The sequence below is a fragment of the Embleya sp. NPDC127516 genome (genome assembly GCF_044765325.1).
Lineage (GTDB): Bacteria > Actinomycetota > Actinomycetes > Streptomycetales > Streptomycetaceae > Embleya.
Map to the genome: position 1 here is coordinate 138,067 of NZ_JBIWJT010000007.1, position 21,934 is coordinate 160,000.

Sequence of the window (21,934 nt, forward strand, 5' to 3'; positions counted from 1 at the left end):
GCTCGGGGACCGCGGCGGCGGTGGTGGGGGTGCTCACGAAGACTCCTCGCGGGGGGATCGGCGGGGGTGCGGGCGCGATCGGCGGTCCGCGCGGCGGCGCGGGGGCAGCGAGGCGGCGCGGTGCGCGGGGTGCGCCGGTGCGCCGGCGCGGACGGGCTCAGAGGTGGTAGGCGTACTCGGCGAACTCCCAGTCGGTGACGTGCCGGCGAAAACGGGTGTCCTCGTCGCGCTTGTAGGTCAGGAACGCGTCGGCGAAGTCCGCGCCCAGCAGCGCGGTGAGCGCGGTGTCGGCCTCGAACGCGTCCAGCGCCTCGGTCAGCGTCGCGGGCAGGAGCGGCGCCTTGGCGCTGTCGTAGCCGTAGCCCCGCAACGGCGGCGGCGGAGTCGTCTTCTCGCGCAGGCCCAGGTGCACGGCGGCGAGCAGACCGGCGACGGCCAGGTACGGATTGGCGCTCGCGTCGCCGAGCCGGACTTCCAGGCGGGTGCCGGTGCCGCGCTCGGGCGGTATCCGCACCATCGCGCTGCGGTTGTCCAGGCCCCAGTCGATCAGCCACGGCGCGAGTGTGTCCGGGCCGAAGCGCTTGTAGGAGTTGACCGTCGGGTTCAGCAGCGCGGCGAGCGCGGGGGCATGCGCCAGGACGCCGCCGATCGCGTGGTGCGCGGCGGAGGACAGGCCGTGCGGGCCGGTCGGGTCGTCGAAGGCGTTGGCGTCGTCCGGGTCCAGGCAACTCAGGTGCAGATGGAAGCCGGAGCCGCCCTCGTCGTTGAAGGGCTTGGCCATGAAGGTGGCCAACCGGCCCTCGCGGCGCGCGAGTTCCTTGATCGAGGACTTGAAGCGGAAGGCCCGGTCGGCGGCGTCGAGCGCGGGCGAGTGGTCCAGGTTGATCTCGAACTGGCCGGAGCAGTACTCGTGGTTGCCGGTGGTGGCGCCAATGCCCAGCGCGCCCAGGCTGCGCAGCGTGCGCAGCAGGTGTCCGTCCGGATCTCCGCGCCGGCCGGCCACGTACACGTTGCCCGGGGCGTCGCCGTAGCGCCGCCAACCGCCCGGGCGGTCCGGGTCCGGCTCGCACAGGAAGTACTCCAATTCCGGTCCGACCACCGGTCGCAGGCCCACCTCGTCGGCCATCCGGGTCAGCACGTCGCGCAGCAGCGAGCGCGGCGCCTCGGCGGCGAGCCGACCGGTCGCCGGGTCCGTCGTCTCACCCAGGCACCACGCGACTCCGGGCTCCCACGGGATCGCGACCAGCGTGTCCAGGTCCGGGAACACGCAGATGTCCGGTAGGCCCGCGTCGATGCCGCCGGCCACCGGGACGGTCTGGCCTCGCGGGGTGGTGTGGAAGACCGCCCGACAGAAGGCGAGGCCGTGCGCGCACACCGAGGGCAGGTGGTCCACCAGCACGTCGCGCCCGCGATCGGTGCCGATCAGGTCCGGGTAGGCGATCCGGACCACGTCGATGCCCCGCGCCTTCAGGTCGGCGACGACGTCGTGGGCCCGGTCCACTGCTGATGGATTCACCGGTTTCTCCTCGCACGGGACGGGCGGCGGCAGGACGGCCGATTCGTTTGAGCCCAAACCATATGGAGGTCGCCGGTGTCGCACAAGGGGTTGGGGCAAGCCTTTGCGCGTGTGGCGACGGGAGGTGGGCGGGTGTCGGCGGGTGGTCGCGCGCGCGTGACAACGAGCGACCGGAGGCATATCGTACGGACCCAAACGATCAATCGGCTCCGAACCCGTTCCGGGCCGCGCCGTGCTTCGAGGGAGTCGCCATGACCGGTGTACACGGTTTCTTCCACCCCAAGACCGGCACGGGCCGGTCCTCGATGATCCCGGCACCGCCGTGGCGGTACTCGGGCGACCTGCTCACCATCGAGTACCGCACCGACCCCGCGCGGGTCGCCGAACTGCTGCCGCCGCAACTGTCGCTCGCCGACGAGGACCCGGGCGCGGTGGCGCTGATCTGGGCCGACTGGCAGTCCTGCTCGACCGCGGGCGCGGAACTGCTCGACCCGGTGCGCGGGCAGTACAAGGAGTGCTTCGCGGTGGTGCGCTGTCGGTACGCGGGGGTGACCTACTCGCGCTGCGTGTACATCTGGGTCGACAAGGACTTCGCCATCGCGCGCGGCCTGCACCAGGGTTATCCGAAGAAGCTCGGTTCGATCCACCAGACCCGGCCGCATCCGTACGGCCCGGCGCCGCGGATCGAGGCGGGCGCGATGTTCGGCGCCACGCTCGCCGCCGCCGACCGGCGGCTGGCCGAGGCCGTGGTGACGTTGCGCGAACCGTCGCCGACCAGCGGCTTCGTCAACGGGCACCCGATGGCGCACCACCGCTGGTTGCCCTCGATCGAACCGGGCAAGGGCCTGGCCCTGGACGAACTCGTGGCCACCGGTGCCGAGTCCGCCGAGGGCGGTGGGGCCTGGGCGGGCGACGCGGAATTGACCCTGTTCGAGGCGCCCACCGAGGAACTGGCCCGACTGGAGGTGCGCGAGGTGATCGGCGCGTACTACCGCCAGGTCGGCGTGGTCTGGAACGGCGGCACGCTCCTGGCGAGTGGCGGCTCGGGCGCCGCGTAGGGCGCGGTACACGCACGAGGGCCCGAGCACCGGATCGCGGTGCTCGGGCCCTCGTGCGCGCGTGTTCGGCTCCGGCCGCGGGCGGGTGTGGTCGCGGTCAGTTCCGGCCGCGTCCGATGCCCGCGTACACGCCCGGCTTGGCCGCGCGCAGGTACAGCGCGAACAGCGCGCCGACCACGCCCGCGCCGAGCACCAGCGCGGGCAACACCCAGCGCAGCGCCGAGCCGGAGTCCACGCCCAGCAGTACGCCGAAGTTGTCCAGCGCGGCGACGAACACCGCCGCGAGCAGCAGCGCGGATCCGGCCGGCGCGATCAGCCGACTCCACGCGCTCTCGCCGTCGGCGCCGTTGCGCACGAAGAACGCGACCACCGCGAGCGAGGTCAGCACCAGCAACAGCAGTACGCCCAGCGCGCCCAGGTTGGTGAACCAGTTGAACAGCGTCGCCATCGGGTCGCGATCGAGCGCGGCGAACAGGATCACCACGGCGGCGGCGAGCGCGGTCTGGGTGGCGGAGCCCAGGTGCGGCGAGTCGGTGCGCGGGTGGGTGCGGCCCAGCGCGGTGGGCAGCACTCCCTCGCGGCCCAGCGCGAAGAAGTAGCGCGCGACCGCGTTGTGGAAGGACAGCAGCGCCGCGAACAGGCTGGTGATCAGGAACACCTGGGCCAGGTCCGCGAAGCCCGAGCCGATCTGGTCGCCGCCCAGGACGAAGATCAGGTTCGGCCCGTGTTCGGTCGCCGCGTCGACCGCCTTGTCGGTGCCGGCGCCGCTCATCAGGGCCCACGCGGTGATCGCGTACAACACGCCGATCACGCCGACCGACACGTACGTCGCGCGGGCCACGGTGCGCTTGGGGTCCACGCACTCCTCGCCGTAGATCGCGGCGGACTCGAAGCCGGTGAAGGACGCCATCACGAAACAGAACGCCGCGCCCATCGAGCCCGAGGTCAGCGCCTCCCAGGAGAACGGGTGCAGCGAGATGCCGTCCGGCGCCTGGGTGAACGCGCCGATGTCGAAGACGAGCACGGTCACCGTCTCGGCGATCAGCAGCGCGGCCAGCACCCGGGCGTTGAGGTCGATCCGCAGGTAGCCCAGCGCCCCCACGACCACGATGCCGACCAGGACCACCACCCACCACTGCACGTGCCACCCGAGCTTGGCGTCCAGGAAGTCGGCGGTGGTGAAGCCGAACAGGCCGTAGATGCCGATCTGCATCGCGTTGTAGGAGATCAACGCCACGAACGCGGCGCCCAGTCCGGCCGCCCGGCCCAGGCCCTGGGCGACGTACGCGTAGAACGCGCCCGCGCCGGTGATCCGCCGGCTCATCGCGGCGTAGCCGACGCTGAAGATCGCGAGCAGGGCGGCCAGTACGAGGTAGACCGCGGGGATTCCCGAGGTGCCGGTGACCGCGAGGCTCTGCGGGATGCCGCCGGCGGCGACGGTGAGTGGGGCGGAGGCCGCCACCACGAAGAAGACGATGTGCGCGACACCGAGCGAGCCGCGTGCGGGGGCGGCCTCGGAGTCGATGGTGCTGGTCGTCGACGCTTGTCTGGATGCCATGCCCGGCGCCTCCGAGGGGCGGGAACCCATTCGTTTGGGCCCGTACGATCTGCGAGTGCCGCTGATCGTACGGATGCAAACAGGTCCCCACAAGGGCTAGATTTCGGGGTGTGCAAGGCGTAACGGGGACCCTCGGACGCGAACGACGAAGAAGGCGGAGCACGTGGTCGGCAAGCGGTCCATCACCGAAACGGAGAAGGCCGTCCAGGCGCGCCTGGGCGACATCCCGCTGCGGCGCGAGCAGATGGCCGCGGTGTCGAACATCTATCGCGCGGCCGCCGCGGTGCGCCAACACCTGGAGAACTCGGTGCTGCGCGACGCGGAGTTGACCTGGACCGCGTTCACCGTGCTGTGGGAGGTGTGGATCTGGGGCGAGAGCGAGACCCGACACGTCGCCGAGGAGGCGGGCATCTCCAAGGGCACGCTCACCGGCGTCGCCCGCACGCTGGAGACCCGCGGCCTGCTCACCCGTGCCGCGCACGCCACCGACGGGCGGCTCGTCCTGCTCTCGCTGACCCCCGCCGGCGAGGACCTGATGGCCAGGGTCTTCCCGGCGTTCAACGCCGAGGAGGCCTTCGTCACCGACGACCTCGGCGCCGACGAATGCCTGACGCTCGCCGACTCGCTGCGCCGCATCGTGGCCCGCCTGGAGGCCAAGGGCGAGGAACGCCGCCAGGATCTGCTGGCCGGCAACACCCCCAAACCCCGACGCGGCGGGCGGCGGGCGAAGGGCTGAACCTCGGTCACGGGCCCGCCCCCCGACCAGGGCGGACCCGTGTTCGGGTGAGGTCGTCGGGGGCACGGCCTGTCCTTTGTCGCTCCATTTCGGCCACGCGGTGACCGGTTCGAGACGGCTAAGCCGCGTGCGGGCTCTTTTGGGCGGCGTAGCGGTGGGCCGATTCGGCGAGCGTGTCGAAGAGGGATTGTTGGGGTGGGCTGGTGGGGGCGGTGTCCTCGGGGTGCCATTGGACGGCTACGAACCAACCGGTGGGGGCGAGGGGTTCGAGGGCCTCGACCGTGCCGTCGGGCGAGGTGCCGGTGATGCGGAGGCCGGGGGCGAGGCGGTTCACGGCCTGGTGGTGGTAGCAGGAGGCGTCGAGTTCGGTGGCGCCGGCGGCGCGGGCGGTGGCCGAGTCGGGGGTGAGGGTCACCGGGTGGATCACGTGGCGGTGGTGGACGGGCATGTCCTGGGTGAGGGTGCCGCCCAGGGCCACGTTGACCACCTGGAGGCCGCGGCACACGGCCAGGGTGGGCAGGCCGACGGCGAGGGCGTACCGGGCGGCGGCGAGGTCGAAGGCGTCCTGGGCGGCGTCGACGTCGTACACCTCGCCGTGCACGGTGTCCGCGCCGTAGCTGCTCGGCGCCAGGTCGCCGCCGCCGGGCAGCAGCAGGCCGTCCGCGCGGGACAGCCTGGACGCGGCCTCCTCCGGTTCGGCCGGGTGCATCATGAACGGCTCGCCGCCCGCCGCGTACACCGCCTCGGCCAGCGCCCGGGCGGTCACCTCGGCAGCGTGGCGAAGCGCGGACGTGGTGGCCGCGAACCTGCACGGCAGCGCGATCAACGGACGCAGCACAGCGGTCTCCGCAGCTCTCGGGGACGGTGTGGACAGTGGGGGCGGTGTCGACGGCGGGGACCTCGGGCGCTTCGGGGACGTCGAGGGCGGCCGGTCACAGTGCGATCCAGGTGGTCTTCAGGTCGGTGTACTTCTCCAGCGCGTGCAGCGACTTGTCCCGTCCGTGGCCGGACTGTTTGACCCCGCCGAAGGGCACGTTCAGGCCGCCCTCCTCGTAGCAGTTGACCCATACAGTGCCCGCCCGCACCGCGCGCGAGATCCGGTGCGCGGCGGACAGGTTCGTGGTCCACACGCCCGCCGCGAGGCCGTACTCGCTCGCGTTGGCGAGCCGGATCGCCTCGTCCTCGGTGTCGAAGGTCAGCACCGCGAGCACCGGCCCGAACACCTCCTCGCGGGCGAGCGCCATGTCCGGGGCGACCCGGTCGAACACGGTCGGCTCCAGGTAGTGGCCGGCCCGCTCCAACCGCGCCCCACCGGTGCGCAGCCGGGCGCCGGCCGCGTGCGCGCGGGTGATGTGGTCGCGGACCCGGACCAGGTGCTCCGCGCTCACCAGCGCGCCCATCGTGGTGGCCGGGTCGAGCGGGTCGCCGACGCGCAGGGCCCGAGCCCGTTCGACCACCGCGTCCGTCACCCGGTCCGCGATCGAGGAGTGCACGAGCAGGCGGGACGGCGCGGTGCACATCTCGCCCTGGTTGAAGAAGACGCCCCACGCCGCGCTCGCCGCCGCGGCGAGCGGGTCGGCGTCGGGCAGCACGATGTTCGGGGACTTGCCGCCCAGTTCGAGCCAGACCCGTTTGAGGTTGGAGTCGGCCGCGTAGCGCAGGAAGTGTCGGCCGACCGCGGTCGAGCCGGTGAACGCGAGCACGTCGACGTCCGGGTGCAGGCCGAGCGCGCGGCCGGCGGTGGGGCCCTCGCCCGCGACCACGTTGAAGACGCCCGGCGGCAGGCCGGCCTCGGCGGCGAGCCGGCCCAGTCGCAGCGCGGACAGCGGTGATTGCTCGGCGGGCTTGAGCACGACCGTGCAGCCGGCCGCGAGCGCCGGGGCGACCTTCCAGGCGGCCATGGTGAGCGGGAAGTTCCACGGGACGACGGCCGCGACCACGCCGACCGGCTCCCGGGTGACCAGCGCGAGCGCGTCCGAGGCGGTCTGCGGCGCCTCGTCGACCAGTTTGTCGGCGATCTCGCCGTACCAGCGGAAGCAGGCCGCCACCGCGCGCAGTTCGATGGTGTACGCCTCGGTGACCGGCTTGCCCATCTCCAGCGCGATGGTCAGCGCGAGTTCCTCGCGGTGCGCCTCGACGGAGTCCGCGAACCGGATCAGCGCGCGGCCGCGTTCGGCGGGCGCGAGTCGGGGCCAGGCCCCGGTGTCGAAGGCGCGGCGGGCGGCGGCCGCGGCCAGGTCCACCTCGCGCTGCCCGGCCCGGGCCACGTCGGCGAGCGGTGATCCGTCGCGTGGCGCGACCACGGGGAACGTGTCGCCGTCGCCGGCGTGGTCGGCGCCGTCGATGTGATGGACGGTCATCGGGCGCAGCCGCGCCGCCCGTTCGAGCCAGTCCTGGTGGGAGAGCCGCAACATGCTGCCCGCTTTCGCCGACGGGATTGTTTGGGGGCAAACGATACAACGGAACCCGGGTACGGGGAACGCGAGGCGGGCTCCGCGAGGCCCGAGTGCGGGAGCGCGGAGCCGGCTCTGCGGACTCGGGCCTCGGGGGCGCGGGGTGGGTCCGGGCGCGCCCCTTGACCGCCCCGATCGCGAATGGCTAGATTGTTTGGGGTCAAACGACTTGGAGGGTTTTCCACATGACCGAGGTCACCGTTGCGGGCGTCCGCGTCGACACCCGGCACTGGATCGGTGGCGAGCGCGTCGGGTCTTCGGACACCTTCACCGACGTCTCGCCCATCGACGGCACCGTCATCGGCGAGATCGCCCGGGCCGGCCGCGCCGAGGCGGACGCCGCCGTCGCCGCCGCCCGCGCCGCGTTCCCGGCCTGGGCCGCGACCACGCCCGCCGAGCGCGCCCGCCTCCTGCACGCCATCGCCGACGGGGTCGAGGCCCGGCTCGCCGAGCTGGCGATCGTGGAGACCACCGACAACGGCGCGCTGCTGCGCTCACACCTGCGCGGGGTGATGCCGCGCGTCGCGCACAACTTCCGCTTCTTCGCGGACTGGCTCAGCGGGCAGTTGCGCCACGACGACTTCGACACCCGGGGCCACGACAACCACGTCTCGTGGGACGCCGCCGGGCCGTGCGTACTGATCACGCCGTGGAACGCGCCACTGATGCTGGCCACCTGGAAGATCGCCCCGGCGCTCGCGGCGGGCAACACGGTCGTGCTCAAGGCCGCCGAGTGGACACCGCTGACCGCGTCGCTGCTCGCCGACATCACCGCCGAGGCGGGCCTGCCGGCAGGGGTGTTCAACGTGGTCCAGGGCTACGGCGAGGAAGTCGGTGCCGCGCTGACCGCCCACCCGGACGTGCGCCGGATCAGTTTCACCGGTTCGGTGCCCACCGCCCGCCACATCGGTGCCGCGGCCGCCGCCAATCTGACTCCGGTCGGTCTCGAACTGGGCGGCAAGTCACCGCTGTTGGTCTTCGCCGATGCCGACCTCGAGCTGGCCGTCGAACTCGCGGTCGAGCAGTACGACAACGCCGGCCAGGTCTGCCTGGCCGCCACCCGGCTGCTCGTGGACGCCTCGGTCGCCGCCGAGTTCACCACCCGCTTCCTGGCCAGGGCGCGCACCCTGGTCCAGGGCGACCCGCGCGACCCGGCCACCGACGTCGGCCCCAACATCCACGCCGAACACGTGGACCGGGTGGACGGCTTCGTCCGCCGCGCACTCGACGCCGGCGCCAAGGCCCTGCTCGGCGGCGGACGCAACACCGAACTCGGCGGCCTGTACTACCGCCCCACCCTGCTCACCGACGTCGCCCAGGACGGCGAGATCGTCCAGGAGGAGGTCTTCGGCCCGGTACTGACCCTGCAGACCTTCACCACCGAGGCCGAGGCGATCAGGCTCGCCAACGACACCCGATTCGGGCTCGCGGCGACGCTGGTGACCGGAGATCGCGAGCGCGCGAAGCGGGTCGGCGCGGAACTCGTCGCCGGGACGTTGTGGGTCAACTGCTTCTTCGTCCGCGACCTGCGCGCCCCGTTCGGCGGCTCCCGGCAATCCGGCGTCGGCCGCGAGGGCGGCACCTGGAGCTTCGACTTCTACTGCGACGTCAAGAACACCGTCACCGCGCCGAACGGGTGGCACTGACCATGGGCGAGATCGTCGGTGCGGGCATCCTGGCCCACTCGCCCACCATCATGCTGCCGCGCGAGGTCCGCCACGAGCTCAACGAGGGCAGGGAGATCAGCCTGGTCCCGGCCCTGGCCGAGCTGCGTGCCGAGGTGTTCGAGCGGCTCGACTACGACACGGTCGTGGTCTTCGACTCGCACTGGGCAACCACCGTCGAGTACGTGATCGCCGCGCAACCGCACCGCAGCGGGCTGTACACCTCCGAGGAACTGCCGCGCGGCATGCGGCAGATCCCCTACGACTTCCCCGGCGATCCGGAACTGGCGCACGCCACCGCCGGCTTCGCCGACCGACACGGCACCTGGATCACCCCGATCGAGGACCCGTACCTGCCGATCCACTACGCCACCGTCAACCTGTGGCACCACCTCGGCGTGCCCGGCAAACGCTGGATGGGCATCGGCTGTTGCCAGACCGCGGACGTCGAGGACAACCTGCGGTTGGGGCGCGCGCTCGCCGACGGCATCGCGGCCACCGACCGCAAGGTGTTGCTGGTGGCCTCCGGCGCCTTCTCGCACACCTTCTGGAACCTGCGCGAACTGCGCGCGCACGAGGCGTCCGACCCGATCCACGTGCGCACACCGCAGGCCCGCGCCGCCGACGAACAGCGGATCGCCTGGATGGAACACGGCGACCACGCGAGCGTGCTCGCCGGCATGCCGGACTTCCTGCGGTACAAGCCCGAGGCCCGCTTCGGGCACTACCTGATGATGCTCGGCGCGCTCGGCGAGGAACGCTGCACCGCGCCCGGCCGGCTGGTCGGCGACTACGAGAACGCCACCGGCACCGGCCAGGCCCACGTCTGGTTCGACCGACCCCTCGACGGCTGGACCGCCTCCGCCGGTCCCACCCCCACATGCCAAGGACACACCACATGAGCCGCACCACCGAGTACCGCCGCATCCTGCTCGACGGCGCGATCGTCGAAGTCGTCCGCGAGGGCGCTGAGTTGGTCGCCGCGGACGGCAGACGGACCAAGACCGCCGACGCCCGGCACCTGCCGCCGGTCGAGCCCGGCAAGATCATCGCCGTACACCTCAACCACCGCAGCCGGGTGGCCGAATTCGGCACCTCGCTGCCGTCCGCGCCGACCTACTTCCACAAGCCCACGTCGTCGCTGAACGCCCACGGCGGCGCGATCGTGCGCCCGGACGGCTGCAAGTACCTCAACTACGAAGGCGAGATCGCCATCGTGATCGGCCGCACCTGCCGCAACATCGCGCCCGCCGACGCGGGCGCCTTCATCCGCGGCTACACGGTGGCCAACGACTACGGCCTGCACGACTTCCGGGACACCGACGCGGGTTCGATGTTGCGGGTCAAGGGCTCGGACACGCTGTGCCCGTTGGGCCCGGGCCTGGTCGAGGGCTGGGACTTCCGCGGCAAGGCGTTGCGCACCTACGTCAACGGCGAGGTGGTGCAGGAGGGTTCGACCGACGAGATGGAGTGGGACATGCACTACCTCGTCGCCGACATCGCCCGCACGATCACGCTCAGCCCCGGCGACGTGCTGCTGTCGGGTACGCCGGCCGGCTCGCGTCCGGTGCAACCGGGGGACGTCGTCGAGGTCGAGGCGGAAGGACTGGGCCGCCTCACCAACCACATCGTCGCCGGTCCGACCCCGATCCGTACCGACTGCGGCGCCCAGCCCACCGAGTCCGAAGAGGTGCTCTCCACCGCGCTGGGCGGCGACTGGGAGTTCCGTGGCATCCGGGCGCCTCGGCGCTGACCGCGATCGTGCCCGGGCATCTCCCGCGACCCGCCCGCGCACCGTTCCGCATCCCGCCATCCACCTCCACACCGAATGCAGGGAAGGGATTACACCGTGAAGGTCGTCGTCGACATGGACCGCTGTCAGGACCACGGGCAGTGCGTGTTCTCCGCGCCCGAGGTATTCCGGATCAACGCCGCCGGGCGACTGGAGTTCGTCGGCGAACCGGACGAGGCGCTGCGCGACGCGGTCGAAGAGGCCGCCGACGTGTGCCCGCTCCAGGCCATCACGATCGAGGACTGAACCGTGACCGCTGCCCGAGTCGTCGTGGTGGGCGCCTCCATGGGCGGTCTGCGGGCCGCCGAACAACTGCGCGCGGCCGGCTGGACCGGCGGGATCACCGTCGTCGGCGACGAGCCGCACATGCCGTACAACCGGCCGCCGCTGTCCAAGGACGCGCTCGCGGGCGGGGTCTCGCACGCCTCGCTCGCCTTTCGCCTGCGGGCGAGTTGCGCCGACGTGGACTGGCGGCTCGGCCGGGCCGCCGTCGCGGCCGACCTGACCACCCGGCGGATTCGGCTCGCGGACGGCGAGTGGTTGTCGTACGCGGGCCTCGTGGTGGCCACCGGCCTGCGTCCACGCCGGTTGACCTGTCCGGGGCCCCGGGACGGACGGCACGTCGTGCGCACGCTCGACGACGCGCGACACCTGCGCGCGGCACTCGGCCCGGGCCGCCGGGTGGTGGTCGTGGGCGCGGGCTTCATCGGCTGCGAGGTGGCCGCGACCGCGCGCTCGCTCGGCGCCGAGGTGACGGTGGTGGGCCCCGAGGCGGAGCCGATGTACCGCCCGCTCGGCGTCGAGTTGGGCGCGGCGCTGCGCAGGCGGCATCTCGCCCGCGGCGTGCGGTTCGAACTCGGCCGCACCGTACGCGAGTCGACCGGGGATCGGTACGTCGCCGGCGTGCTGCTGGACGACGGCCGGGAACTGCCCGCCGACGTCGTGGTCGAGGCCGTCGGCTCGATCCCGAACACCGAATGGCTGGCCGGAAACGGCCTCGATCTCGGCGACGGGGTGCGCTGCGACGCGCTCCTGCGCGTCGAGTCCCGCCCCGACGTGGTCGCCGTGGGCGATGTGGCCCGGTTCGTCAATCCGCGCTACGACGACGTACCGCGCCGGATCGAGCACTGGAGCATGCCCACCGACAGCGCCAAACGTGCGGCCCGCACGCTCGCCGCCCACCTGGCCCGCACGGACTGCGACCCGACGCCGTTCGCGCCGTTGCCGACGTTCTGGTCGGACCAGTACGACGAGCGCCTCCAGTCGTACGGCGCCCCGGGCCTGGCGGGCACGGACGTGCGCCTGCTGGAGGGCGATTGGGACGGGGATTGCGCGGTCGGCTATCACCGGGACGACGCGCTGGTCGGGGTGGTGGCGCTGGGCGGCAAGGCGGTCGCGCTGGCGACGAAGTACCGCCGGGAGCTGGTCGGTTGACCTACGCCCGGCGGCGCCGCACCCCATGCCGACCACGCGGCATCAAGCACCGGCGTCGGTCACCCGGCAGCAAGCGCCGGCATCAAGTACCGGCGCCGAGCGCCGACTTCAAACGCCGACTTCAAACGCCGACTTCAGGCACCGGCGTCGGTCAACGGCTCGACGTCGGCGACCGGTTCGGCCGGCGCGACGGCCTTCGCGATCGGGTCCTTCTCACCCAGGTCGGTCCAGCGGATCCGCGTGGCGCACACCGAGACCAGCAGCGCCGAGGCGGCCACCGCGCCCATGCCCCACACCAGGCTGCTGCCGCTCGCGATGAAGCCGATCAGCGCCGGTCCGGCCAACAGGCCGGTGGTGCCCATCGCGGCGACCAGAGCCAGCGCGTCCGAGCCCGCCCGGGCCGCCGCGACGTACACGCACGGGGTCACCGCCGCGATGCCCAGGCCGACGCAGGCGAAGCCGATCAGCGCCGGCACCACGCCACCGACCAGCAGTGCGACCGCCAGCCCCACCCCGGCCAGCGCGCTGCCGACCCGGACGATCCGGCCGTCGCCCCACCGGCTGCGCCAGCCGTCGGCGAATACGCGGGCCAGCACCATCATCACCGAGACCACCGCGATGCCCAGCGGCGCCACCTCCGAGGCCGCGTGCGCGACGTCCTTCATGTAGAGCGCGGACCAGTCGTTCATCGCCCCCTCGGTCACCGTGCCGAACGCCATCGCGCAGCCCATCCAGATGGTGATCCGCGACGGCAGGGTCAACCCGCGCCCGCTCCGCTCCGGCGACTCCTGTGGCTCGGCGGACTTCTCCGCGGGTCGATCCTCGGTCAACAGGCCCGACCGGGCGAAGCCCAGGAGCAGCGACAGCAGCACGCAGGCCACCGCGAAGTGCGCGGTCAGGTTCGATGTCACCGCGTTCATCCCGGACGCCAGCAGCGCGGCGCACAACGAGCCGGCGCTGAACGTCGCGTGCAGTTGGGACATCGCGGTGCGCTGATGGGCGACTTCGAGCGCGGCGCCCTGTGCGTTCATGGCGACGTTGAGGCACCCGACGGCCACCCCGTCGCAGCAGATGATCACCAGGGCCACCGGATAGTTCGGTGCCGCGGCCAACGCGAGCAGGAGCAGGCCGAGCACCGAAGCGGACAACAGCGCGAGGAGTCGCGAGCCCAGGCGCTTGGTCAGGATCGCCACGAGCGGGAACGAGGCCGCCGCGCCCGCTCCGCACGCCATCAGCAGCAGGCCGACCTCGGCCTCGCTCAGGTCGAGCCCGGTCTTGAGCGCGGGCAGCCGCGAGGCCCAGGTGGCGTACTGGAGCCCGAGGAAGCAGAACAGGGCCGCGATCGCCACCTGGGCCCGGCGGAAGTCGTCGCGAACGCGAAACATGGGTATGCGCCTACTTCGTTGTGTGGGGACGATCCGCGGCGCGGACCATCGACGGGTGTTGCCTTCTCGATGCGGGGCCCGGGTGCACCGCCGTGGACATGTACACCGCGTGCGCGCCGTAACTCGCGGAAAGCGGGACGTCGGGAAGGGCGGCGAAGCCGTTCGCCGCCCAGAACGCCTCGCTGCCGCGGACCGCGATCAGGGAGAGGCGTTCGTACCTCTTGGTCCGCGCCGTCGTCATCAGCCGGTCCAGCAGATCGCGCGCGAAGCCGTTGCCGCGATGACGCTCGGCGACGACGAGATCGTGCAGGTGCAGGTTGCGCGAGTGGAAGACCACGTCCTCCGCGCGGGACAGGTCCGGATACCGGAACATCGGGTACGGCAGGGCCAGCACGTAGCCCGCCGGTCGTCCTTCGACGTCCAGCACGAAGCACGTGGCCGGCGACGAGCGGGCGCGCGACTCCAGCGCGTGCCGCTCCTCGGACAGCGCGCCGTCGGCATACGTGGCGGCCTCCAGCGCGACGATGTGGTCCCAGTCGTCCTCGGTGATGTGTCGGATGCGTGCGCGTGGGCCCGTCACCGCAGACCTTCCAGGACCAGATCGGCGCGCCGGGGCGGATTCCGGCGCCGAACGTTGTCGCGATCGTCGGAGTCGCCGTCGGTCCACGTGTAGGGAAGCGGACCGAAACCGTTGAACCCCAGGGTGGTGTAACTGGTGACGTACGCGCCGCAGGAGACGATCCAGACCGGATCCCCCGAGGCGACCGACTCGGGCACCCGGGTGAGGTTGTCCCGGTGCGGGTAGGCGTCGTCGCTGTCGCAGGTGGGGCCCGCGACGACGGCCGGCACGAACTCCGCGTCGTCGTGCGTGGGAAAGACCAGTCGATACTGCAACTCGTCCATCTCGTAGAGGCCGTTGAACTTCCCGCAGCTCAGGTACAGCCAGTACTGGCGCTGTCCGTCGAGTTGTTCGCGCGCGGACAGCCGGGAGACCCGGGCCCGGATCGCGCCGTTGTCGGCGACGAAGTAGCGTCCGGGCTCCATCAGGAAGTCCAGCGGGGTCGCGGACACCTCGCGCAGGCGCGCGATGCCCTCGCGGATGACCGAGAACATCTTGTCCATCGGGGGGTGCAACGGCCGGCCGTGCCGGTCGAGGTAGCCCAGGGCCGGCAACCCGCCGCCGAGATTGACGTGGTCCGGGAATATCCCGCGCCGATTCAGGTTCGCGAGCACGACCGCGATCCGGTCGCAGGCGTCTCGCCAGGGCTCGGTGGTCATCTGTTGGGAACCGACGTGCACCGACAGGCCGGAGGGGATCAGGCCCAGCGCGTGGGCCTCCTCCATGACGAGCACCGCGTCGGCAGCGGAGCAGCCGAACTTGCGGCTGAGACCCCACAGGGCTCCCTCGCCGCTGGTGGCCAGTCGGCAGAAGACCCGGGCGCCGGGCGCGTGGGCGGCGACGGCCCGCACGTCCTCGAGGCTGTCGGTGGCGAAGTCCCGGACACCGAGCCGATATGCGTCGGCGATGTTCCGGTCGGACTTGATGGTGTTGCCGTAGTGGATGCGATCGATGGGTACGCCGGTGGCGATCGCCTGCTCGATCTCCCGCGGGCTTGCCGCGTCGAAGCCGGCGCCCTTGTCGGCCAGACAGGCGAGCACCTCGTCCACGGGGCAGGCCTTCATCGCGAATCGGACGGAGATGTCGGGCAACTCGCGCAGCAGGGAGTCGTATCGCTCTTCGATGCCGGCGAGGTCGAAGACGATTCGGTCGTCGGTGGAGGCCGCCAGGGCGGCGCGCATACGTGCGTTTACGTGCATGATGTCGGTCCGGGTCCCACTATCGGTGCGGTTCGTGGACGCTCGTGGCCTTGCTCGCGTGGATCAGCGCCGCCCATGCCTCGATCAGCAGCGCGAAGTCTTCGATGTCCGCCTGGGCCTCGTCGAGCAGTCGCGGGCCGCGCTCGGCCAGCGTGTCGGCGAACGCGGCGTATCGGCCGCCCAGCCTTCGGTAGGACCGGTCCAGACTGCGCAGCCGTCGCACATTCTCGGCGTGGTCCAACCGGGCGCTTTCGCGGGCGAGTTCGGCGATCGAGTCGGGACGGACGTGTCCCTCGGCGTCGAGGAGCGCGTCGCCCTTCGTCGCCATCCGGGCGTAGATGAAGTTGAAGTGCAGCATCGACAGGAAGAACTTCGTCAACCGGAGCTGGTAGGCGACGAACCCCGAGTCGGTTCGCCGTTCCGGCGTGTAGAAGTTCACGATGTGGCGGTTGTGCAGGACGCCCGGCAGCGCGGCGTCGTGCACCAGGTGCATGAGGAAGTAGTCGCTGCCGATGGTGTCGGTCGCCGGCGGCAGCGGAACCCGCTCGTACACCTGGTGGTGGAAGCCGATGTTGCACATGTCGATCCGCATCGGGTCGACGATGGTCAGCGTCGAGTGATCCCGGACGAACGGGGCGGTGCCGGCTCCGGTGAAGGATTCCGCGACCAGGGTGCGCTTTTGCTGCTCCGACCACTCGGACGGGGCCCACAGGCCGACGATGTCGTGGTAGGCCACGGGGTCGATGCGCTGGATCTCGCCGATGTCGACGGAGAGTTCACCGACGAACGAACCGCCTGCCAGGACCACGGGCTTGTCCGCGTGTGCCGGATCCAGCGCGGTCTCGCTCACGCCGGACGCCGCGTCGCCGGCGCGCTTGCCGAGCGATGTCAGCTCGTGGTGGATGGGGAAGACCGGTTCCCCCTCGTGGGTCTGGTAGGTGCTGTCCGAGTCCCGGCGGTGGATCGACGCGCACCCGAGCGCGGCGGCGATCAGGAAGGCGCGGTTGGTGCAGGCGCCGTACGACACGGTGTTCGGCAACATCAGGTCCAGCAGCAGATCCGGTTTGCCGACGCCGGCGCGGTCGATCACCGCGCACAGGAAGTCGCGCTGCCGGGCCTCGTCGAGATGGTGCACGATCACGTTCGCCGACTCGGGCGACTCCTCGACGACTTGGGCGTGAGCCGCGTACGCCCGGGGGTCGGAAGAATCGAGAATCAGCAGGTGCACCTCGACGTCGAAGTGCTGTGCCGCATAGGCGGCTTCCTCGCCGATCGCGGAAATCGTGGCGGCGCACGCCCGGTTGGTGGGCAGGGTCAGGCAGATTTTGCGCATGCCGGCTCTCCGGTCGCCTGTTCGTTGTCGAGTCCGCTCCAGGACCGCAGTCCCAAAAGCTTCTCGCCGAGGTCGTCGAGGGTGGCGGTGCCGTAGCGCAACGATTCGTGCTTCGTCGCGTCGCCGACCAGTGTCTTGTTCCAGTCGGGTGTGCTCAGGTGCCGCCACGACTCGACCCGGGATCGACGCTGCTCGTGGTGGGACTCCAACGCGGGCATCATGGACAGGTACTGGACCGCTCGCACGCCGTTCACCGAGGTGTTTCGGGCCACGCCGTGGGCGAGCAGACCGTTCCAGATCAGCAGGTCGCCGGCTTCGAGTTCCGGTCGGATCACCGGGAACTCGGTGCGGTCGACGGCGGGTCGGATCGGGTCCCGATCCGCGGGCTGTCCGGCCTTCCACTCGCCGAAACGACGGAACAGCTCCGGAGAGCACTGGAATCCGCCGTGGTCGGGTCGGGTGTCGTCGAGCGCGATGATGCCCTGCACCCGCTGCGGCGGTATCTCCAGGGTGGTGTCCACGTCCCAGTGCAACTCGATGTCGAATCCCTGGTCCGTGGGCGCGATGAGGGCCCGATCGCGGTCCCGGATGTTGGGCGGGTTCAGATTGAGCCGATCCAGCGTCACCCACAACTCCTCGCAGTCCCACACGTCCACGAACGCGTCGTAGACGCGCCGGGTCTGCCTGCTGTCCCAGATGAGCTGGTGGTGGTAGGCCTCGACGAAGCCGTAGATGTGCAGTTCCCGGTCCAGGTCGGAGCGGAACTGCCGATCGTCGCGGTACCAGTCCTGCGGTCGGTCCGGGTCGAGCCCTTGGAAGTCCCACGCGAATTCCAGCAGGCGGGCCGCCGCGGCGGCCGGGATGGCCTCCTTGACCACGACGTATCCACAGGTCTGCCAGAAGTCGAAGTCCTCCTCGGACAACACCCGCAACGGCCTCGACTTCTTCAGATCACGCAGCGGTGTCGGCGCCAGGTACGTCTCACCGTCCGCGCTGTAGTAGGGGATATCCGAGGCTGCTCGATACGGATACGGGTCGGGCGTCGGCATCTGACCACTCCAGGGCTCGAAGTTCTTCCGTGTCTGAGCGAATCGACCGCTCTCGGCGGTGGTTCGGGCAGGGGGCATCGCGGCCCGTGCCGAGTACGACCTCGACGTGGTCGCCCTCGTCGTCCGGGCACGACAACGAGCGCCGAGCAGGCGGACGCGCCGGTCCGAGAACGGTGAGCGCAGCTGAGTCGCTGTCTGTGCAAGGGAGTTCGTCCCGGGCGGGCGCGGCCGAGGGCTGCGATCCCGACCGACGGGCGACTCGCCCCGGTCCGACCGAGGGCAGCACACACCGCAACCTCGGCGGGCCGCTCGTGCCGCGGGGAGTCGCCGGCTGTCGCCGGTCGCGGAACGAGCGTCGAGTGAGGCTGCCCGGGTGCTGTGAGAGCTCATCCGTACAGCGGTGAGGGCCGTCGCCCCGAGACGGTGGCGAACGACGGATCGCGATTCGTGGACCCTTCGGTGATCCCCGAGTCCCCCGACCCGCGGTGGAATCTCGCGAAGGGCTGAACGGGCTTTACGGCAAGCAGACTTGGTAAGAAAGCGCACCACCGCGCCCGGTCGGTCGCGCCGCGGAGGTCGTGGTTCTCCGCGATGACCGAGCCGGGATTCCTACCTCCTTGTACTCGGTGCCGCGCACAGGGCGCGCACACCCACAGCGGACGTACGGTCCCGGCCCGCGCTCGCTCGATCAGCGGGCGGCCATGCCGGAACACACACCTCTCCGATCCCCGCTCCACTAGGTTGGTCTAGACCAACTTTCAGTGTCAACCCCCACGTTGATCCTTTTTGCAACCGTCCGCGGACGCGCGGTGACGGACGCGGCGGGCCCGCGCGACGGGGTACGGTGGGCGTGCCCCGAAGTGTCGATCGGCCTTTCCGAGCAAGGCAGTTCGTAGTCGAACCCGGGATGAACGCGGCGGATTCCGCCGGTGTCGGCGGCTCGAATACCGGGTGTCCGGGGCATCGATCCGGTCCGCCGTGCTCCTCGCGCACGGATTCGCGGGCCGCGCCTATCCATCGGCGCGGCAGCGCGTGGCCGAGAGGCCCCGATGCGGCGGCGAGGCCCCCGCGATCCTCGCGAGGTGCCCTCGGATCCTCCGAAGCGGCAGCAGGAGGCACCGGGCCCGAACCGGCCCCTCGGTGCGCGTCCCGATCAGGGCACCCACCGAGGGCGGCCTTCCGAGGGCTCTCGGCCGGCGGGCCGGCCGCGGCTCAGAGCTTGGCCACGTCCGCCGGGAACGCGTCCGCCGGCGCGTCGGCCCGTTCCCGGCCGCCCGCCTCGATCCGGCGCAACTCCGCGACGTTCAAGCCCAGGTCCCGGGCCAGGGCATCACCGCCGCCGTCCAGCCAGGCGCCCACGGTGTCCGGGGTGACCTCGGGGTGGAACTGCACGCCGAGCGAGCGGCCCAGCACGTACGCCTGCGGTCCCGCCGGCGAGCGGGCCATCTCGCGCCCGTCGGGTGGGACGGTGAAGCGGTCGAAGTGCCAGTGGTACCACGGGCAGGCGGAGATCAGGTTCGCTCGTGCGATGAGACGGCGTGCCATCCGTGCTCGAACCTCGGCGCCGGCTCGGCGGTTCCGCCGAGCGCCGCGGCCGGCGCCTGGGCGCCGAAGCAGATGCCCAGGACGGGTACGTCCGCCCGGACCGCCTCGGCCGGCAGCGCGAGTTCGTCGCCGATCCAGGTGCCGATCGCCTCCGTGTCGTACGCCGACCACGGCGCGCCGAGCGACATGACGACGTCGAAGTCCGTCGGGTGGGGGAAGGCGACGCGCACATCGGGGGAGTGGAAGCGTTGCGCGGGGACGACGGCCACCTCGTACGGCACGAATCCCCGTTCGGCCAGTCGCGCACCGACGTACCCGGCATGCGAGACGTGGTCGTGGCGAATGATCAAGGCGCGCACCGGAACCCGACCTTCCGTCGACACATCACGACAAACCGACCCCACATGATCCGAACAGGACCGAACTCCATCGAACCGAACCCAGTCGTTTCGATGCGTTCGGAGCCCGATCCCCTTCGGGGCTTATTTGAGTCCAAACGATAGGTGGGTCGTCCGCCGATCGCAAGGCCGGGTCGTCGTTCGGTGGATCGTGCCCGCCCGGCTCCTCGTTCGGCGTCGAAGAATCCGCTCCCGGGTCTTGTGGTGGGTCGGGGTCCTCCATATCGTTTGGCCTCAAATAATATCGGGTGTCGACTCCCCGGTGTGTCGTCGCAACCCAAGGAGCCCGGATGCCGGACCGCGCCGATCTCGTCCTGACCAACGGCCGCGTCCTCACCGTGGACGCCGAGTTCACCGTCGCCGAGGCACTCGCGGTACACGCCGGCCGGATCGTCGCGGTCGGGTCGGCCGTCGAGATCCGGCCACTGATCGGCCCCGGGACCGAGGTGATCGATCTGGCCGGGCGTACCGCGCTGCCCGGGATCAACGACTCCCACCTGCACGCGTGCGCGTTCGGCGCCACCCGCCCGCCGCTCGCCGTCGACGTGTCGTACCCCGCCGTCGATTCGATCGCCGACATCGCGGTCGCCGTCGCCCGACACGCCGAGGCGCTACCGCCGGACGCGTGGGTGATCGGCAACGGCTGGGACATCGGCTACCTGGCGGAGTGCCGGGCGTCGAGCGCGTTTGACCCCCGATCCCCGCACCGCCGGGACCTGGACGCCGTGGTCGCCGATCGACCGGTCCTGCTCTACGAGTTCAGCGGGCACACCGCGTGGCTGAACACCCGCGCCCTCCAGGTCGCGGGCATCGACCGGAACACGATCGCGCCACCCGGCGGCATCATCGAGGTGGACGCCGCCGGCGAGCCCACCGGGCTGCTCCGAGAGGGCTCCCAGAACCTGGTCAACGCGGCCGTGCCGCCGATGACCCGGGCCGAACGCGAGCGGGCCGTTCGTGCGGCGGTCGCGATCTGCCACGCCGAGGGCATCACCAGCTTCACCGAACCGGGCCTGGGCCCCGGCGGCGGCTCGTTGTTCCTCGGTGCGGCCGGCCCGGAGACCCTCTCGGTCTACGCGGATCTGGCCCGCACCGGCGAACTCGACGCCAGGGTGAGCGTGTTGCTGCTCCCGCTGGCGATGGGCGAGGCAGCCGACATACTGCCCGAGCGCTTGGCCGAGCCGCTCCCGGACGGGATCGCCGACCTCGACCCCCGACTGCTGCGAATCCTGGGCGTCAAGGTCTTCGCCGACGGGATACCGCCGAGCCGTACCGCGTGGATGCGCGAGGAGTACGTCGGCGGCGGCAACGGCTGCCTGTGCATGCACGGCGACTCGGACACCCTGCGGGTGGACGAACTGCGCGCCATCGTCGGGCACGCGCACGCCGCCGGACATCAGATCGGTGTCCACGTCACCGGCGATCGGGCCATCGACGCGCTGGTCGAGGCGTTCGAGGAGGCCGCCCGCGCGCACCCGCGGCGGGACGAGCGCCACTACGTCATCCACGGCGACTTCTGCACGCCGCGCAGCCTGCGTACCCTCGCCGAGCACGGCTGGGGGGTGAACATGAACCCGGCGATCAAATGGACGATCGCCGACCTGATGGACGACGTGGTCGGCCCCGAGCGGTCCGCCTACCAGTGGCCGGTACGCAGCGCCGTGGACGCGGGCATCGCGGTCACCGCGAGCTCGGACGCGCCGATCACCCACCCCGACTGGCGCCGCGGCGTGTCCGCGATGATGCTGCGCGAATCGAAGGCGACCGGTCGGGCCAGCGGTCCCGAGCAGTGTGTGGACCTGGCCACGGCGGTGCGCGCGTACACGATCAACGCCGCGCGTCAGGACTTCGCCGAGGACTGGAAGGGCTCCCTCGAGCCGGGCAAGGTCGCCGACATCTGTGTCCTCGACGGCGACCTGACCATCACCGGCCCGCGCGAGATCGCCGATCTCCCGGTCGCGCTGACCATCTTCGACGGCCGGATCGTGTATGCCGCGTAGGTCGGCGTCGCCCCCGAGGAAGGAATGCCCATGCCCGCCCCACGCCTGATCCTGGTACTCGGCGAGAACTGGACGCCGACCGACCCGCGCGACCTGCCGGCTCTGCCGCGGATCGCGGTCGAGGCCGGAGTTCACGGCGGGCGTGGCCGCGCGCATTTCCGGTTCGGTGTACCGCGAGCTGACCGGCACGCCGCA

18 protein-coding genes and 1 pseudogene are annotated in these 21,934 nt (G+C 71.4%); 8 read left to right on the forward strand and 11 right to left on the reverse strand.

Annotated features, from left to right (window positions below; translation table 11 throughout):
• Positions 1 to 157 precede the first annotated feature (157 nt).
• The gene (locus ACIRL2_RS15750; protein ID WP_402232504.1) at positions 158 to 1,516 is read right to left on the reverse strand and encodes a glutamine synthetase family protein; all 1,359 of its coding nucleotides are present in this window, start codon (positions 1,514 to 1,516) and stop codon (positions 158 to 160) included.
• A gap of 251 nt (positions 1,517 to 1,767) precedes the next feature.
• Between ACIRL2_RS15750 and ACIRL2_RS15755 the strand changes: the two genes are divergently transcribed.
• Positions 1,768 to 2,574 carry an acetoacetate decarboxylase family protein gene (locus ACIRL2_RS15755; RefSeq protein WP_395859215.1) on the forward strand — a complete coding sequence of 269 codons (807 nt, stop codon included), beginning with the start codon at positions 1,768 to 1,770 and terminating at the stop codon, positions 2,572 to 2,574.
• A 97-nt stretch (positions 2,575 to 2,671) separates the two neighbouring features.
• Here the strand turns inward: ACIRL2_RS15755 and ACIRL2_RS15760 are convergent, their stop codons facing one another.
• Positions 2,672 to 4,132, reverse strand: coding sequence for an APC family permease (locus tag ACIRL2_RS15760; RefSeq protein ID WP_402232507.1), 1,461 nt, complete (start codon positions 4,130 to 4,132; stop codon positions 2,672 to 2,674).
• 163 nt (positions 4,133 to 4,295) lie between these two features.
• Here ACIRL2_RS15760 and ACIRL2_RS15765 point away from each other — a divergent pair, with 163 nt between their 5' ends.
• On the forward strand, positions 4,296 to 4,868 hold the full coding sequence (locus ACIRL2_RS15765) for a MarR family winged helix-turn-helix transcriptional regulator (RefSeq protein WP_331771316.1): 573 nt from the start codon (positions 4,296 to 4,298) through the stop codon (positions 4,866 to 4,868).
• A gap of 118 nt (positions 4,869 to 4,986) precedes the next feature.
• Here the strand turns inward: ACIRL2_RS15765 and ACIRL2_RS15770 are convergent, their stop codons facing one another.
• Entirely contained in the window at positions 4,987 to 5,706 is a 720-nt protein-coding gene (locus ACIRL2_RS15770) for a gamma-glutamyl-gamma-aminobutyrate hydrolase family protein (protein ID WP_402232509.1), read from the reverse strand.
• A 94-nt stretch (positions 5,707 to 5,800) separates the two neighbouring features.
• Positions 5,801 to 7,282 carry an aldehyde dehydrogenase gene (locus tag ACIRL2_RS15775; protein WP_402232511.1) on the reverse strand — a complete coding sequence of 494 codons (1,482 nt, stop codon included), beginning with the start codon at positions 7,280 to 7,282 and terminating at the stop codon, positions 5,801 to 5,803.
• Between the two features lie 224 nt (positions 7,283 to 7,506).
• Between ACIRL2_RS15775 and ACIRL2_RS15780 the strand changes: the two are divergent.
• From ACIRL2_RS15780 to ACIRL2_RS15800, 5 genes and pseudogenes are all read left to right on the forward strand, one after another.
• Positions 7,507 to 8,974: pseudogene (locus ACIRL2_RS15780) on the forward strand (aldehyde dehydrogenase); the annotation flags it as partial.
• Positions 8,970 to 9,887 carry a catechol 1,2-dioxygenase gene (locus tag ACIRL2_RS15785; protein ID WP_402232802.1) on the forward strand — a complete coding sequence of 306 codons (918 nt, stop codon included), beginning with the start codon at positions 8,970 to 8,972 and terminating at the stop codon, positions 9,885 to 9,887. The pseudogene ACIRL2_RS15780 and the gene ACIRL2_RS15785, both read left to right, overlap by 5 nt.
• Entirely contained in the window at positions 9,884 to 10,738 is an 855-nt protein-coding gene (locus ACIRL2_RS15790; protein ID WP_402232804.1) for a fumarylacetoacetate hydrolase family protein, read from the forward strand. The genes ACIRL2_RS15785 and ACIRL2_RS15790 overlap by 4 nt, the downstream gene beginning before the upstream one ends.
• Before the next feature lie 96 nt (positions 10,739 to 10,834).
• Positions 10,835 to 11,023, forward strand: a complete 189-nt coding sequence (locus ACIRL2_RS15795; RefSeq protein WP_395859222.1) for a ferredoxin — start codon at positions 10,835 to 10,837, stop codon at positions 11,021 to 11,023.
• A 39-nt stretch (positions 11,024 to 11,062) separates the two neighbouring features.
• Positions 11,063 to 12,211, forward strand: a complete 1,149-nt coding sequence (locus ACIRL2_RS15800; RefSeq protein ID WP_402232806.1) for an NAD(P)/FAD-dependent oxidoreductase — start codon at positions 11,063 to 11,065, stop codon at positions 12,209 to 12,211.
• A 134-nt stretch (positions 12,212 to 12,345) separates the two neighbouring features.
• Here ACIRL2_RS15800 and ACIRL2_RS15805 read toward each other — a convergent pair whose 3' ends face one another.
• The 7 genes from ACIRL2_RS15805 to ACIRL2_RS15835 all read right to left on the reverse strand — a co-directional run bounded on the left by ACIRL2_RS15805 (position 12,346) and on the right by ACIRL2_RS15835 (position 19,700).
• On the reverse strand, positions 12,346 to 13,596 hold the full coding sequence (locus ACIRL2_RS15805) for an MFS transporter (protein ID WP_395859223.1): 1,251 nt from the start codon (positions 13,594 to 13,596) through the stop codon (positions 12,346 to 12,348).
• A gap of 10 nt (positions 13,597 to 13,606) precedes the next feature.
• Positions 13,607 to 14,176, reverse strand: coding sequence for a GNAT family N-acetyltransferase (locus tag ACIRL2_RS15810; protein ID WP_402232513.1), 570 nt, complete (start codon positions 14,174 to 14,176; stop codon positions 13,607 to 13,609).
• Entirely contained in the window at positions 14,173 to 15,396 is a 1,224-nt protein-coding gene (locus ACIRL2_RS15815) for a type III PLP-dependent enzyme (RefSeq protein WP_395859225.1), read from the reverse strand. The genes ACIRL2_RS15810 and ACIRL2_RS15815 overlap by 4 nt, the downstream gene beginning before the upstream one ends.
• A 37-nt stretch (positions 15,397 to 15,433) precedes the next feature.
• Complete coding sequence (locus tag ACIRL2_RS15820; RefSeq protein ID WP_402232515.1) at positions 15,434 to 16,747, reverse strand: DUF6271 family protein; 1,314 nt, start codon at positions 16,745 to 16,747, stop codon at positions 15,434 to 15,436.
• Positions 16,729 to 17,796: a phytanoyl-CoA dioxygenase family protein gene (locus ACIRL2_RS15825; RefSeq protein WP_395859227.1), complete on the reverse strand. Its 1,068-nt coding sequence runs from the start codon at positions 17,794 to 17,796 to the stop codon at positions 16,729 to 16,731. Before ACIRL2_RS15825 ends, ACIRL2_RS15820 begins: the two co-directional genes overlap by 19 nt.
• A gap of 1,212 nt (positions 17,797 to 19,008) precedes the next feature.
• Positions 19,009 to 19,341, reverse strand: coding sequence for a hypothetical protein (locus tag ACIRL2_RS15830; protein ID WP_395859228.1), 333 nt, complete (start codon positions 19,339 to 19,341; stop codon positions 19,009 to 19,011).
• Positions 19,308 to 19,700: a type 1 glutamine amidotransferase gene (locus tag ACIRL2_RS15835; RefSeq protein WP_402232518.1), complete on the reverse strand. Its 393-nt coding sequence runs from the start codon at positions 19,698 to 19,700 to the stop codon at positions 19,308 to 19,310. Before ACIRL2_RS15835 ends, ACIRL2_RS15830 begins: the two co-directional genes overlap by 34 nt.
• Before the next feature lie 329 nt (positions 19,701 to 20,029).
• Between ACIRL2_RS15835 and ACIRL2_RS15840 the strand changes: the two genes are divergently transcribed.
• Positions 20,030 to 21,739: an amidohydrolase gene (locus ACIRL2_RS15840; RefSeq protein ID WP_402232520.1), complete on the forward strand. Its 1,710-nt coding sequence runs from the start codon at positions 20,030 to 20,032 to the stop codon at positions 21,737 to 21,739.
• The last annotated feature ends 195 nt before the right edge of the window (positions 21,740 to 21,934 follow it).

Excerpts from the sequence above, each read along its gene's own strand:
- ACIRL2_RS15755 (WP_395859215.1), top strand. The coding sequence starts at position 1,768 with ATGACCGGTGTACACGGTTTCTTCCACCCCAAGACCGGCACGGGCCGG.
- ACIRL2_RS15760 (WP_402232507.1), bottom strand. The coding sequence starts at position 4,132 with ATGGCATCCAGACAAGCGTCGACGACCAGCACCATCGACTCCGAGGCC.
- ACIRL2_RS15775 (WP_402232511.1), bottom strand. The coding sequence starts at position 7,282 with ATGTTGCGGCTCTCCCACCAGGACTGGCTCGAACGGGCGGCGCGGCTG.
- ACIRL2_RS15785 (WP_402232802.1), top strand. The coding sequence starts at position 8,970 with ATGGGCGAGATCGTCGGTGCGGGCATCCTGGCCCACTCGCCCACCATC.
- ACIRL2_RS15790 (WP_402232804.1), top strand. The coding sequence starts at position 9,884 with ATGAGCCGCACCACCGAGTACCGCCGCATCCTGCTCGACGGCGCGATC.
- ACIRL2_RS15800 (WP_402232806.1), top strand. The coding sequence starts at position 11,063 with ATGGGCGGTCTGCGGGCCGCCGAACAACTGCGCGCGGCCGGCTGGACC.
- ACIRL2_RS15805 (WP_395859223.1), bottom strand. The coding sequence starts at position 13,596 with ATGTTTCGCGTTCGCGACGACTTCCGCCGGGCCCAGGTGGCGATCGCG.
- ACIRL2_RS15815 (WP_395859225.1), bottom strand. The coding sequence starts at position 15,396 with ATGCGCGCCGCCCTGGCGGCCTCCACCGACGACCGAATCGTCTTCGAC.
- ACIRL2_RS15820 (WP_402232515.1), bottom strand. The coding sequence starts at position 16,747 with ATGCGCAAAATCTGCCTGACCCTGCCCACCAACCGGGCGTGCGCCGCC.
- ACIRL2_RS15825 (WP_395859227.1), bottom strand. The coding sequence starts at position 17,796 with ATGCCGACGCCCGACCCGTATCCGTATCGAGCAGCCTCGGATATCCCC.
- ACIRL2_RS15830 (WP_395859228.1), bottom strand. The coding sequence starts at position 19,341 with ATGGCACGCCGTCTCATCGCACGAGCGAACCTGATCTCCGCCTGCCCG.
- ACIRL2_RS15840 (WP_402232520.1), top strand. The coding sequence starts at position 20,030 with ATGCCGGACCGCGCCGATCTCGTCCTGACCAACGGCCGCGTCCTCACC.